Genomic DNA, 13,701 nt, shown 5'->3' with positions numbered 1-13,701 from the left:
AATTTTAGTTAAGTTTCTGCTGCGTCGTGATCAGCCTCTCAGCTCTTCGATCCGTGCGATGACTTTGCTGCGTTTATCGGAATAGTCGGCCATCTTGGCCTTCTCCTCTTCAATGACTTTTGCCGGCGCTTTCGCCACGAAGCCTTCATTGGCCAGCTTTTTCTCCACCCGCTGCACTTCGCTGTTCAGATGCTGCAGCTCTTTCTCCAGCCGCGCAATCTCCTGGTCAATGTCGATTAGACCGGCAAGCGGCAGGTACAGCTCGGCACCGGTAATCACGGCGGTCATCGCCTTGTCCGGCGTCGTCAGGTCGAGACCTGCCGTAAAGCTCGAGGTGTTGCAGAAGCGCTGAACGTATACTTCGTTCCGGTTCACGATCTGCAGCACTTGCTCGTCGCCCGCCTTCAGCATCAGCTCGATCTTCTTGCTCATCGGAACATTAACCTCTGCGCGGATGTTGCGAACGGCACGGATGGCATCCATCAGCAGCGACATCTCGGCTGCAGCTTCGGCATCCTCGAAGGCTGGATCATACTCTGGCCATGCCGCAAGCGTGATCGTTTCCCCTTCGTGAGGCAGATGCTGCCAAATTTCTTCGGAGATGAACGGCATAAACGGATGAATCATCCGCAGCGTGCGGTCCAGCACATAGCTAAGCACCGACTGCGTCGTTTTCTTGGCGCTCACATTGTCTCCGTACAAAGAGAGTTTGGCAAACTCAATGTACCAGTCACAGAGGTCATCCCAAATGAAGTTATACAGGAGCCGGCCCGTTTCACCAAATTCGTAGGCATCTATTAGACGCGTAATGTCACGGGAAGTTTCGTTCAGGCGGTGGAGAATCCAGCGGTCCGCCGTGCTGAGCTCTCCGCTTATGTCAATGTCGTCATATGTGAATCCTTCCAGATTCATCAGAGCGAAACGGGAGGCATTCCAGATTTTATTGGCAAAGTTGCGCGCCTGCTCCACGCGTTCCCACCGGAAGCGCAGATCCTGCCCCGGCGTGCTGCTCGTGGAGATCATGTAGCGCATCGCATCTGCGCCGTACCGTTCGATGACGTCGAGCGGATCAACGCCGTTGCCGAGCGACTTGGACATTTTCCGTCCTTCGGAATCCCGGACCAGTCCGTGCATCAGCACGTCCTTGAACGGAATTTCGCCCGTAAATTCCAGCGCGGTAAAGATCATCCGGGCTACCCAGAAATAGATGATGTCATAGCCCGTAACGAGCACGTTTGTCGGATAATAACGTTCCAGATCCACCGTCTGCTCCGGCCAGCCGAGGGTAGAGAACGGCCACAGCGCCGAACTGAACCAAGTGTCCAGAACGTCGTTGTCCTGCGTAAGCTCGGTGCTTCCGCATTTGGAGCATTGAGTTACATCCTCATGGGCTACGTGGATCTCGCCGCAGGATTCGCAGTGCCAAGCCGGAATCCGGTGTCCCCACCACAGCTGACGGGAAATACACCAATCCCGGACGTTTTCGATCCAGTTCAGGTACGTTTTCTCGAAACGATCCGGAACGAAGCGTACCCCTTTGCCCGCCTTTTGCGCCTCGATGGCTCTTTCCGCGAGCGGCTGCATTTTAACGAACCACTGCGTCGACAGGTAAGGCTCGACTACGGCTCCTGTGCGCTCGCTGTGCCCTACCTGGTGCACATGGTCTTCGATTTTGATCAGCACGCCGAGATCCTTCAAATCCTGAACGATCTGCTTGCGGCAATCGGCCCGGTCCATGCCTTCGTACTTCGCGGCCTGGTCATTCATCGTGCCGGTCTCGTCCATCACGATGATTTGCGGCAGATCGTGGCGCAATCCCACCTCAAAATCGTTCGGATCGTGTGCCGGAGTAATTTTCACGGCGCCGCTGCCGAATTCGCGTTCCACGTACTCGTCGGCGATAATCGGAATCTCGCGTCCGACAATCGGAAGCACGAGCATCTTGCCGATCATATCCTTGTAGCGCTCGTCTTTCGGATGAACCGCTACCGCCGTATCGCCAAGCATCGTCTCAGGACGCGTGGTCGCTACCGTAATGTGGCCGCTTCCGTCCTTCAGCGGATACTGCAAATGATACAGATGGCCGTTGACTTCTTTATATTCAACCTCAATATCGGACAAGGCGGTTCTGGCGGCCGGATCCCAGTTGATGATCTTTTTGCCGCGGTAGATCAGCCCTTTTTCATAGAGTTTCACGAAAACTTCGCGAACCGCCTTGGACAGACCTTCGTCAAGCGTAAACCGCTCTCTGGAGTAATCCAGCGAAAAGCCCATTTTGGCCCACTGTTCATGAATCGTTTCCGCGTATTGGTCCTTCCATTCCCACACTTTCTCCAGGAACTTCTCGCGCCCCAGGTCGTGGCGGCTAATATTCTGCTCACGCAGCTTCTGCTCCACCTTGGTCTGCGTCGCGATGCCCGCATGGTCCGAGCCCGGAAGCCACAAGGCGTCGTACCCCTGCATCCGCTTCGTGCGAATCAGAATATCCTGCAGGGTAAAGTCGAGGGCGTGCCCGATATGGAGCATCCCTGTTACGTTTGGCGGCGGAATCACGATCGTATACGGCTCCGCCTCGGGCTTCTGCCCGGCTTTGAAATACTGGCCGTCGATCCAGTATTTGTACCATTTCTTCTCGGCCGATTTCGGGTCATACGTCGTCGGCATCCCGGTTGTTGCTTGGTTTTCCTGGTCTGTCATATTGTTCATCCTCCATCACAAGATCAGCTTTGCCAAAAATACAAAAAACCTTTCGTCCTCAAAGGACGAAAGGCTGTTCTTTCGCGGTACCACCTTTGTTTTGCGACAGCAAGCACAAACACGCATGCCTTCGCAACACTTCGTACAGATAACGGCTGCAGCCGGCCGGCTCTACCTCCCGCGCTTTCGGCGCAAGTGCTCAAACCGACAACTTCCGGGCGACTTCGGACAGCTGCATCCTGCGGAATCTTCCAGCGCTGCAATTCCGCTCTCTGAAGGGCAATACCGCCTACTCTTCCCGTTCATCGTTTTTGTGAAGATGGTGAAATGGATCATTTTTCAGCGAAGCTGAAGCGTTTCATATCGCAAGAAAAACTTCGGCCAAATTCGATGTCTTCTGTATTTGACGTTCGTTGATGTTTTTCTGCAAAACATATACTCCATAATAACGCGCTTCATGTCGATAGTCAACTTCCCTTGGCCCAAAGTGCAGGACCATTTTCCCGTGTTCAGGCAGACCTCATCCCGGAAACAAAAAAAGAGCCTGGCGCCGCAAAGCGCCAAGCTCTTCTGATTGCCTCAAAAACGTTACGGGATATACAGAATTTGACCTTCCTGCACGGTCTGGTCCGCCAGCCGGTTGTACAGCACAAGCTCCCGCGGCGTCAGCTGATAACGGTCAGCGATCGTCTCGAGCGTCTCCTCCCGCTGAACGATGCACAGCCGGACCTTACGGAACGGAGTCTGCTCGGAGATACTGCCGAGGAACAGGTTCTTCCATTTGATATCATCGGCTTCAGCAGCACCCGCGCTGGCGATGGCATCAGCAGCCTGCTGCTCCTCCTGCGCCTGCTGGTACTCAAGCTCCTTGATCGAACGGCTTGAGGACAAGATCGAGGAAAAGCCGATCGCTTCCTTCTCGCCGGACTCGGGTTCCTTCTTGCTTCCGAGCGCAATCCGCATTTCCCGGTCTTCAGGCGGTTCTTCCTGCTGAACTTTATCCTGGAAAGCTCCAAACGGGAACGTAGGCTCGCTGAACGGGTCTTTACCCGCCGCGTTCAAATAGATGTCTTCTTCCTGCTCTTCATCCGCCTGAACCGCCGTCGCTTCCGGATGCAGCAGCTCCGACTCCTCTTCATGCTCAAAATGCCACTTGTTCGGGTACTGGGGCTCCGCTGTCCGCTCCGATGATTCCTTGTCCGTATGTAAAGCGGATAATCCGGCCACCTGCGGCGGAGGCGCTGCCGCTTCCCGCTCAGGTTCGCGGGCAGATTCCCATGCGGTAGACGGCGCTGTTTCGCGGGAATCCGACGCCTGAGGCACAGCCGCTTCCTCCGGCTCGGACGGAGGAACAGCAGCCGCTTGCCATGCGGCTTCCCAGGCTGCCGCTTCCCGTGCTTCATCCGAGTCACTGGCTTCCGCGGCTTCGATCGGAACCTGTTCCAGCTGCTCTGCCTGAATTTGGGACTGAGGCGGCGTAAAGGACGGAGCCGGTGCGGTCCAGACAGGCGCAGGGTCGTCCGGCGGCGTGAATTCACGCTGTTCCGGTTCTGCCGAAGCCGGTTCTTCCTCCCGCTCTTGCGCGAAGATCGCCGCTTCCTCCGGAAGGTCCTCATCCGGTGCATGAACCACCGTGAATTCGTCCGCTTTCCAGGCGGGTGATTCCGCGGCCTGAGTCTCGATGCCGCGCAGAGAAAGAACGCCCGTAATATTCAGGCTCCGTTTGGACAGCAGGTCGACGTCAAAATTCTCGATTTCCACCGCAATGTCATCCAGCGAGGTTACCCGGTTCAAGGGAACCGTAATCTCCACTGGAATGAAATGCTCCAGCCGCTGCGTCCCTTCTTCCTCACCTTCGCTTCTGTACAGCCCCGACAGGAGCAGATGCCCGCGCAGACTGGCTTGTTCGTCCTGGCTGATCACTTGAATATGCGGAAGCAGCTCGATTTCCTCGAGTTCTTCGATACCCGCCACGTCTTCGTTTAAATGGATGCGTTCGTAAATGTCAAAGCGTAAACCGTAGGACTGGTCAAACACAAATAACGTCCTCCTTTTCGGCATATTTCTAACCGTGGGCCATCCCCACAGCACGAGCCAAAATCGTTACTCGTTCTATTTATATGCTTTAAAAAGAGGAGCATGCCAGTTTTCATATGATACTTAGGTTTACGCTCTCACAAGGGCTTTGAGACGCTCCATATCCTCGGGCCACGGATCGCTCACCTCAATCTGCTCGCGTGTGAGCGGATGGGCGAATGAGAGACGCTCCCCGTGAAGCGCCTGCCTGCCGATGGCGGACATGCTTCCGCCGTACAGGGCATCGCCCAGCAGCGGGTGGCCGACATGACTGAGATGAACGCGGATCTGATGCGTCCTTCCGGTTTCCAGTTCCAAGTAGACGAGGCTGGCTTGATTCCCTGCTTCAGCATGGAGAATCCGGGTCACCGCAGATTGCCCTCCCAAAGACACCCGTCTGCGCTGCTTGTGATGGCGGTCCTTACCGATGGGCAGGTCGATGACCTTCAGCTCCGCAGGGATCCGCCCCTCGACAAAAGCGGCGTAAATCCGCGAAATCCGCTTGCCGCTCATCTCCTTGTCCAGCACAAGCTGCGCCCAGTCATTTTTGGCATACAGCACGGGCCCGGTGGTATGCTGGTCGAGCCGATGAATATGCCTGACCGCAATCTCTTCCCCCTGCATCTGATAATGGGCGGCCACGGCATGATCCAACGTGATTTCGTCGGAGTGCCCATCCGGGTGAACCTTCATCCCGGCAGGCTTGTGAACGACCAGGCAGAAGTCGTCCTCGTACAGCACGGTGAGATCCGTCCAGATCGGCTCGATCCCCGCCTTGCGGGCAGCAAAAAGGGCCAGCCGAAGCCGGTCCCCTTTCCACTCGATGCCATTTGATGCCTGAAGCTGTCCAAGCAGCTTCTCCGGCATGCCTGCCTCGTTCAGCAGCCACGCCGCGGTCGCCGCTTCGCGGTCCGCGGCCGATGCGATTTTTTTGCCCGGAGCCAGCTCCAGCCATTCCCCGCGCCGGAGCCAGTGGTTCAGGCTCACAGCTGCTTAAGGGCGTTGTAGTTGGCTTCAATCGTCGCATCGATGTCTTCGATGCTGTGGGCAGCCGATACAAACATCCCCTCAAATTGGGAAGGAGCCACGCTCACGCCTTCCTCAATCAGATTGCCGAAATATTTGGTGAAGCGCGGAATGTCGCTCGTCTTCGCCGTATCGTAATTCACGACAGGCCCTTCCGTGAAGAAAGGACATACCATGGAACCGACGCGGTTAATCGTCACCGGAATGCCAAGCTCTTTGGCATTTTTTACAAAACCGGCCTCCAGACGGGCTGCGCGCTCTTCCAGCTGGTCATATACAGCAGGCGTCAGGAGCTTCAGCGTCGTAAACCCAGCCGCCATGGCCAGCGGATTTCCGCTCAGCGTGCCCGCTTGGTAAATCGGACCGGACGGCGCCACTTTTTCCATAATTTCGCGTTTGCCGCCGTATGCGCCGACAGGCAGTCCGCCGCCGATAACCTTGCCAAGGCAAGTCAGGTCAGGCGTAATGCCGAACCGGCCTTGGGCACAGTTCAAATGAACGCGGAACCCGGTCATGACCTCATCAAAAATGAGCAGGCTGCCATATTTTGTAGTAATTTCGCGCAAGCCTTCCAGAAAGCCCGGAAGCGGAGGTACGACGCCCATGTTGCCGGCTACCGGCTCCACGATGACGCAGGCGATCTCCTCGCCAAAACGTTCAAAGGCAAGCTTTACGGACTCAAGGTCGTTATACGCGACCGTGATCGTATTGCTGGCCACGCTTTCCGGCACGCCCGGGCTGTCAGGCAGACCCAGTGTCGCCACCCCGGAGCCGGCTTTGATGAGCAGGCTGTCCGCGTGTCCGTGATAGGAGCCTTCGAATTTCAAAATTTTGCTGCGTCCCGTGTACCCGCGGGCCAGACGAATCGCGCTCATCGTCGCTTCCGTACCGGAATTGACCATCCGGACGATGTCGATCGAAGGGACACGCTCGCACACGAGCTTGGCCATCTCCGTCTCAATCAGCGTAGGCGCGCCGAAGCTCGTGCCTTTGGCCGCCGTTTCCTGAACCGCAGCAATCACTTCCGGATGGGCGTGTCCCATAATCAGGGGTCCCCAGGAGCCGACGTAGTCGATAAAACTGTTGCCATCAATATCGTACACGCGCGATCCTTGGGCATGGTCCACATAAATCGGCGTAAGGCCGACCGATTTAAAGGCGCGGACCGGGCTGTTCACCCCGCCGGGGATATATTGCTTGGCTTCTTCAAAGGCCGTCCGGGAAGCCTCCTCCTTGCGCTTTCCTGACATACTGCTCATGTCATTCACTCCAATCTATCGGTTTAAATCACCCCGCAATGCGGGGATTTTGCTCCGATGCTTCGGTTATCCCTTGATCCACCGGGCTACGTCTTTGGCAAAATAAGTAATAATGATATCCGCGCCGGCGCGCTTCATGCTCGTCAGCATTTCCTGCACTACGGCTTTTTCGTCGATCCAGCCTTGAATGGCCGCCGCTTTGACCATGGAGTACTCCCCGCTCACATTGTAGGCGACGAGCGGAAGGTCGAACTGATCTTTCAGCGTGCGCATAATGTCCATATAGGACAAAGAAGGCTTGACCATCAGCATGTCGGCCCCTTCAAGCACATCGGATTCCGCTTCACGCAGCGCTTCGCGCGCGTTGGCCGGATCCATCTGGTACGTTTTGCGGTCGCCGAACTGAGGTGCCGAGTCGGCTGCCTCGCGGAATGGGCCGTAGAAGGCGGAAGCATATTTGACCGAATAAGACATGATCGGAATATGCTCAAATCCGTTCTCGTCAAGCCCTGCGCGGATCGCCTGCACGAAGCCGTCCATCATGTTGGACGGGGCGATAATATCGGCGCCGGCTTTCGCCTGGGACACCGCCGTTTTGACCAGCAGCTCCAGCGATTCATCGTTCATGACGTCGCCGCACACATGGCCATCCCGTTCATAGGTATGCACCATGCCGCAGTGTCCATGATCCGTAAACTCGCAGAGGCAAGTGTCGGCTACGACGAGCAGGTCCGGATACCAGGACTTGATCAGGCGTGTGGCTTCCTGCACGATGCCGTCTTCCGCAAAGGCCGAGGAGCCGATGCCGTCCTTCGTTTCCGGAATGCCGAACAACAGCACGGCAGGAATGCCGAGGGAGGCAATTTCGTCCACTTCTTCTTTCAGCCGGTCCAGCGAAAAATGATAGACTCCCGGCATGGATGAAATCTCGTTTTTTATGTTTTCTCCATAGGTTACAAAAATCGGCATGATCAGGTCATTCACGTTCAGCACCGTTTCGCGCACCATGTTCCGCATGCCCACGGACTGGCGGAGGCGCCGGTGTCTTACCATTGGAAAACTCATAGCTGTAAACCTCCTGTTGGTAGATATTTACGAGTCTAGGGTCATCCCAGACCCTTCTATTCTGATGCGGCCGCAGCTTCCGCGTTCCACAGGCACAGCGACCGGACAAGGCTGTCCAACGTCGCTTCTTCGGCAATGATGCCTACTTCAAGGCCCGCGTCACGGGCTGTCTTGGCCGTAATTTCTCCAATACATGCAACTTCCACACCCTGCAGCAGCGCTGCCGGGTCCTGCACTCCCATCCGCTGCAAAATCGAGAGCAGATTGTTCACCGTCGACGAGCTGGTGAACGTCACGGCATGAATCCCGCCCTCTTCCAGCAGCCGGATCAATTCGGGATCGTCCTCCCGCCCGGCGATCGTCTGGTACATCACCGCGCTGGTGACCTCGAGTCCCATCTCCGCGAGCTTGTCAGGCAGCCAGTTTCGTGCCAGATCCCCGCGCGGGAGGAAGACCTTCTGGCCGGCGAGCAGCTGGCTGCCCAGCGACTCGATCAGTCCTTCCTGCTGGAAGCGGTCCGGCAGCTCCACGGGGATGATGCCCCGCTGCCCGAGCGCCTCGGCTGTGGCCGGGCCGACCGCCGCCATCCGCGCCCGGTGCAGCTGCCGGATGTCCTTCCCTTGCTCCTTCAAATGGCGGAAGAAGTAGTCGACGCCGTTGGTGCTTGTGAAGAACACCCAGTCGTATTCACCGAGCCGGTCGAAGGCGTCCTTGAGGCCCTGCTTAAGCTCGGGCGCTTCGGGATACACTGTCTCGATCACCGGAAATTCGTAGGGCTCCCCGCCGAGCTCCTCGATCCGGTTGACCAGATCGCTTGCCTGAGCCCGGGAGCGGGTGACGAGGATCCGCTTGCCGAACAGCGGCAGCGACTCCGCCCATTTGAGCTGCTCGCGCTGCCGCACGACGTCGCCGACAACGATGACGGCCGGCGGCTGAAAGTCCGCCTGCTCTACTTTCTCCGCGATGTCGGCGAGCGTCCCGGCGAGCACCGCCTGCTCCGCCCGCGTCCCCCACCGGATCAAGGCCACCGGCGTGCCGGGCTTACGTCCATGGCGCATCAGCTGCTCGGCGATATAACCGATCTTGGCCACGCCCATCATAAAGACCAGCGTTCCGGTCGCGTTCGTAACCTTGTCCCATTCGATCATCCGGTCCAGCTTGTCCGGGCTTTCATGTCCGGTGATGATGGACAAGGAAGAGGCCAAATCCCTGTGGGTCACCGGAATGCCCGCGTACGCCGGTACCCCGATCGCCGCCGTAATGCCGGGCACGATTTCATAAGGAATGCCGTTTCGCCTTAGCAGCTCGGCTTCCTCACCTACGCGTCCGAATATCGTCGGATCGCCGCCCTTCAGCCGCACGACCGTTTTGCCCTGCAGGGCAAGGTCCACCAGCAGCTGGTTGATCTCTTCCTGCTTCATCGTATGGCGGTCCGGGAGCTTGCCGACGTATATTTTTTCCGTTCCCGGCTTGAGCGAATGCAGCAGCTGCGGCCCCGCCAAGCGGTCGTATACGACGACATCCGCCTTTTGCAGGCATTCCAGCCCTTTTACCGTAATTAATTTGGCATGCCCGGGCCCGGCTCCCACCAAAAATACTCTTCCCGCCATATTCTCATCCCCTACTCCCTGGTCTGTTCCAGAATTCTCTCGGCTCCCTGGGCAATCAGCTTATTGGCAACGTCTTCCCCAAGCTTCTGTGGATCCGTTCCCGTCAGCGTTTCTTTTAAAATGACGTCCCCTTCGGGAGATCCTACCATTCCCGTTAATTGTATAACGGGCGGAGTCCCTTGGGAATGCTCCGTTTCGGACGGAACGAGTACGGCGTGGGCCCCGATCGGCACCTGGCAGCCGCCGTTCAGTACGGCGAGAAACTTGCGTTCGGCAGCAACGGTCAGCTCCGATTCCTTATCGTTATATAAATCAAGCAGTCTGCGCAGATCCGCATCATCTTCGCGGCATTCGATGCCGAGCGCTCCTTGGCCAACAGCCGGCAGGCAGGTCTCCACCGGAATATAGGAGCTGATTTTATCCTCCCAGCCCATGCGGTACAGCCCGGCAGCGGCGAGAATGATCGCCTGAAAGCCTTCCGTCTCGAGCTTGCGCAGACGCGAGTCAATATTGCCGCGAACCGGCTCCAGTTCCAGGTCCGGCCGGTGAGCCTTCAGCTGGCTGGAGCGGCGCAGGCTGCTTGTTCCCACTTTCGCTCCCTGCGGAAGCTCGTCAATGCTTTTCCCATGAAGGGAAATGAGACAGTCCCTCGGATCGACGCGGCGGGGCACCGCACCGTTCATCAGACCCTCGGGGAGAACCGAAGGCATGTCCTTCATACTGTGCACAGCCATATCGATTTCACCGTCCAGCATAGCTTGCTCGATTTCTTTAACGAACAAGCCTTTCCCGCCGACCTTGGACAACGTCACATCCAGAATGCGGTCGCCTTTTGTCACGATCTTTTTCACTTCAAATTGAAAATCAAACCCGTGTTCCGCGCACAGCTGCTTCAGCTGGTCGATGACCTGCCCTGTCTGCGTTAATGCCAATGCGCTTTGTCTGCTGCCTACTACGATTGTCCGCATCATGATTCCTCCTGGTTGTTCGCTATCCATTGCTTGATTTGTTCCGTATCCCACGGCTCAAACGTGCCCTTGCGGATTTCATCCAGCACTTCAAGCTCTGCCGCTTTCATTAATAATCTTTGCCGGGTTTCCGGGCGCGTAACCTGCCTCTTGATGCTGCTGCGCATCCGGTACATCCATTCGAGATATTCCTCGTATTCGGGGCCGTATTCTTTCTCCAGCCTGTCGCAAATCTCCGCAGCCAGCGCCGGTCCGGCGCCCGAGGTGGACACGGTGATCACCAGCCTGCCCCGGCGAAGGACGCTCGGGCTGATAAAAGAACCCGGCTTACTGCCGCCGGCCGCGTTTGCCAGCGCACCCATCCGCTCTGCCTCATCGATCACGGCACCGTTCACGTCAGGCGAGGAGGTTGCCGCATAGACCAAAAAGGCCCCCGCCAAATCTCCCGCCGCGTACTCGCGGGAAATCCAGCGGATCCGGCCTTCCATTACAAGCTGCCGCAGTCCTTGTGTCACTTCCGGACTGATCACCGTCACATCGGCCGAAGCCGCAAGCAGGGAGTTTACCTTTCTTTCGGCCACGGCCCCGCCGCCCACCACGGCGCAGCACCGCCCCTTGCAATCCAGCATTACGGGCAAATATACCGACAAAGGGCTCACTCTCCTGTCCAACGGTGGAAATCGGACCACGTATTCAGTACGAAAATAAAGATAATAAACGCATATCCGATCAGAATCCACTGGGCCATCACTTGACCGGAATGCTGTTTGGAACGTTTACGAATCAGAAAAAAATAATAAATCGCCAATCCGGCAAGTGTAGCCACTACTTTCAAGTCCAGCAGCAGGCTGAGCTTGCCTTCGGAAATAAGAGACAGCACCGCGACGATGAACGAAACGGATAAGAGCGGGGTTCCGATCGATGCGAGCAGGTACGTATACTTGTCCATCAGCTCAAGACTCGGAAGCCGGCGGACGGTGTCGCTCCATTTTTTCCCTTTCAGCCTTCTATGAAGAAACAAATACATGCCGGCAAATACGGCGGCAATGGTGTAAACGGCGAAGCTTAGGTTGGCGAGCGTGATATGCAGAATGAGCAGGCCGTGTACCGTCTCCCAATGACGCAGCGGGTTATTCCCGGCCGCAAACCATAAACGGTTCAGCACCATCGCGCTGAATCCGATGATGCCGAGCAGCAGGACGGCAAACTCCGACCGCTGCACCCAATTCAGGATCAGCGCGGCGATGACGATACTAAATGAAAATAAGAGCAAAAAATCAAATGGGGTAAAGATCGGCAGCATGCTCTCCTGCCACGCTCTAATCAGAAGCGCGCCTCCCTGCAAAACGCCAACTACAACAAGAAGCCCTGTACCCATCCGCTTTGCCCCCTGATTGCGTCGTATGCAATCCGAGATAAAAAACAGAAGGCTCAGGGCGTAGATATAAATGCCGGCATCGTAAAAACCAGTGAGCAATGTCAACTCCCCCTACCGGCTTACAGGCTTGCAGGAGTCAAAGAAACCTTGGACAGCTTCATGTCCGATGGGTTCTTGCTATTCCCTTGCGGGACCTTGCCGGATTTCTCCATGACGCTGCTGCCATGACCGGACGCATTCATGTCCTCTTCCAAAGCAAATATATGTGTGAAAAACTCTAGCGCCTCGTTGCCTTCCTTGCCGCCGGCCATTTCCTTCAAGCGGTTGATCGGATCGTGCATCATCTGATTGACGATGCTCTTGGTCAACCGGCGGATGACTTTGCGCTGATGGTCGTTCAGTTCAGGCAGCTTGTTAAACAGGCTTTCCAGCGTTTCTTCATGAATCGCCGTGGACTTCTCCTGAAGCGCACGGATCGCCGGCCGGATGCCGAGCGTCTTGAGCCATTGATAGAACGCCGTCTTCTCCTCTTCGATCATCACTTCGATTTTCGCGGCTTCGGCCCGGCGCATTTCCAGGTTGCTCTCAACGATTCCTTCCAGGTCGTCAATATCATACAGGAATACGTTGCTAATCTCGGCGATAGCCGGATCAATGTCCCGCGGCACCGCAATATCAATCATAAACAGCGGCCGGGATTGCCGCTTCTTCATGCTCTCGCTGACCTGCGCCGGCGTAAGGACGTAATCCTTGGCACCCGTCGAGCTGATCAGGATGTCCACTTCGTGAAGCCGGGCAATCGCCTGCTCCATCGTGCACGGCGTACCTTGAAACTTGCTGGCCAGCTCTTCCGCCCGCGCCAGGGTCCGGTTGGCGACGATCACCTCTTCGGCCCCGTTCGCGTACAGGTGCTTGACGGTCAGCTCGCTCATTTTGCCGGCACCGAGAATGAGCACCTTCTTGTCGTTGAACATGCCAAAAATCCGTTTGCCCAGCTCAACGGCCGCGTAGCTCACGGACACTGCGCTTTCCCCAATGGAAGTCTCCGAATGGGCTCTCTTGCCAAGGGTTACAGCCTGCTTGAACAGCATGTTGAACCAGGTGCCCGTCGCTTTCTCCTCCTGGCTTTGCAGGAAGGCACTGCGGACTTGACCCAAAATTTGCGTCTCCCCGATCACCATGGAGTCCAGGCCGCAGGTCACCCGGAACAAATGGGAAATGGCCTGTTCGTCTTCATATATATATAAATGCTTTGTAAATTCTTCTCTTGGGATGTCAAACCATTGCTCCACAAAACTGCGGATGAAATATCCGCACATATGAAGACGGTCTACCACCACGTATATTTCAGTGCGGTTGCACGTAGCCACAATCACGCCTTCCATTACACTTTTCGTCAGCATCAGCTGGCTGAGTGCCTTTGGAAGTTCGCTTTGATCAAATGTAAAACGTTCCCTCACTTCTACAGGCGCTGTACGATAGTTTAATCCGACAACGACGATGTGCATTACGTGTTCACCTGCCTATGTTTCATTTCAAAAAAAAAAGATCCAGTTCAGGACGTTTTTTCTTACGGTACGTTCATTAACAACGTGTTCATTATATCACAAATGTCCTGCTCT

General features: G+C 56.3%; 10 protein-coding genes and 1 other annotated feature. All 10 genes read right to left on the bottom strand.

Going from position 1 to position 13,701, the window contains the following annotated elements:
• Positions 1-30 precede the first annotated feature (30 nt).
• Positions 31-2,697, bottom strand: coding sequence for a valine--tRNA ligase (locus KI379_RS31765; RefSeq protein WP_212986029.1), 2,667 nt, complete (start codon positions 2,695-2,697; stop codon positions 31-33).
• A 58-nt stretch (positions 2,698-2,755) separates the two neighbouring features.
• Positions 2,756-3,012: a binding site (T-box leader), on the bottom strand.
• Between the two features lie 273 nt (positions 3,013-3,285).
• On the bottom strand, positions 3,286-4,734 hold the full coding sequence (locus tag KI379_RS31760; RefSeq protein WP_212986028.1) for a LysM peptidoglycan-binding domain-containing protein: 1,449 nt from the start codon (positions 4,732-4,734) through the stop codon (positions 3,286-3,288).
• A 129-nt stretch (positions 4,735-4,863) separates the two neighbouring features.
• Positions 4,864-5,760: an RluA family pseudouridine synthase gene (locus tag KI379_RS31755; RefSeq protein WP_212986027.1), complete on the bottom strand. Its 897-nt coding sequence runs from the start codon at positions 5,758-5,760 to the stop codon at positions 4,864-4,866.
• On the bottom strand, positions 5,757-7,058 hold the full coding sequence (hemL, locus tag KI379_RS31750; protein ID WP_212986026.1) for a glutamate-1-semialdehyde 2,1-aminomutase: 1,302 nt from the start codon (positions 7,056-7,058) through the stop codon (positions 5,757-5,759). Before hemL ends, KI379_RS31755 begins: the two co-directional genes overlap by 4 nt.
• A 66-nt stretch (positions 7,059-7,124) precedes the next feature.
• Entirely contained in the window at positions 7,125-8,123 is a 999-nt protein-coding gene (gene hemB / locus KI379_RS31745; protein ID WP_212986025.1) for a porphobilinogen synthase, read from the bottom strand.
• A gap of 56 nt (positions 8,124-8,179) precedes the next feature.
• The gene (gene cobA / locus KI379_RS31740) at positions 8,180-9,733 is read right to left on the bottom strand and encodes a uroporphyrinogen-III C-methyltransferase (RefSeq protein WP_212986024.1); all 1,554 of its coding nucleotides are present in this window, start codon (positions 9,731-9,733) and stop codon (positions 8,180-8,182) included.
• Positions 9,734-9,744: 11 nt separating this feature from the next.
• Entirely contained in the window at positions 9,745-10,701 is a 957-nt protein-coding gene (hemC, locus tag KI379_RS31735; RefSeq protein ID WP_145142000.1) for a hydroxymethylbilane synthase, read from the bottom strand.
• The gene (locus KI379_RS31730) at positions 10,701-11,351 is read right to left on the bottom strand and encodes a precorrin-2 dehydrogenase/sirohydrochlorin ferrochelatase family protein (protein ID WP_373309638.1); all 651 of its coding nucleotides are present in this window, start codon (positions 11,349-11,351) and stop codon (positions 10,701-10,703) included. The genes hemC and KI379_RS31730 overlap by 1 nt, the downstream gene beginning before the upstream one ends.
• A gap of 5 nt (positions 11,352-11,356) precedes the next feature.
• On the bottom strand, positions 11,357-12,079 hold the full coding sequence (ccsA, locus tag KI379_RS31725; RefSeq protein WP_145141996.1) for a cytochrome c biogenesis protein CcsA: 723 nt from the start codon (positions 12,077-12,079) through the stop codon (positions 11,357-11,359).
• A 119-nt stretch (positions 12,080-12,198) separates the two neighbouring features.
• Positions 12,199-13,587, bottom strand: a complete 1,389-nt coding sequence (gene hemA, locus KI379_RS31720) for a glutamyl-tRNA reductase (protein WP_076174358.1) — start codon at positions 13,585-13,587, stop codon at positions 12,199-12,201.
• Positions 13,588-13,701 lie beyond the last annotated feature (114 nt).

This window comes from Paenibacillus cineris (genome assembly GCF_018333335.1).
GTDB lineage: Bacteria > Bacillota > Bacilli > Paenibacillales > Paenibacillaceae > Paenibacillus_AQ > Paenibacillus_AQ favisporus.
Note: the sequence above shows the minus strand (reverse complement) of the source record. Positions and strands in the feature narration are given on the sequence as shown.

Bases quoted from the DNA above. Each gene is read 5' to 3' on its own strand.
- KI379_RS31765 (WP_212986029.1), bottom strand. From the start codon at position 2,697: ATGACAGACCAGGAAAACCAAGCAACAACCGGGATGCCGACGACGTAT.
- hemL (WP_212986026.1), bottom strand. From the start codon at position 7,058: ATGAGCAGTATGTCAGGAAAGCGCAAGGAGGAGGCTTCCCGGACGGCC.
- hemB (WP_212986025.1), bottom strand. From the start codon at position 8,123: ATGAGTTTTCCAATGGTAAGACACCGGCGCCTCCGCCAGTCCGTGGGC.
- cobA (WP_212986024.1), bottom strand. From the start codon at position 9,733: ATGGCGGGAAGAGTATTTTTGGTGGGAGCCGGGCCCGGGCATGCCAAA.
- hemC (WP_145142000.1), bottom strand. From the start codon at position 10,701: ATGCGGACAATCGTAGTAGGCAGCAGACAAAGCGCATTGGCATTAACG.
- ccsA (WP_145141996.1), bottom strand. From the start codon at position 12,079: ATGGGTACAGGGCTTCTTGTTGTAGTTGGCGTTTTGCAGGGAGGCGCG.
- hemA (WP_076174358.1), bottom strand. From the start codon at position 13,587: ATGCACATCGTCGTTGTCGGATTAAACTATCGTACAGCGCCTGTAGAA.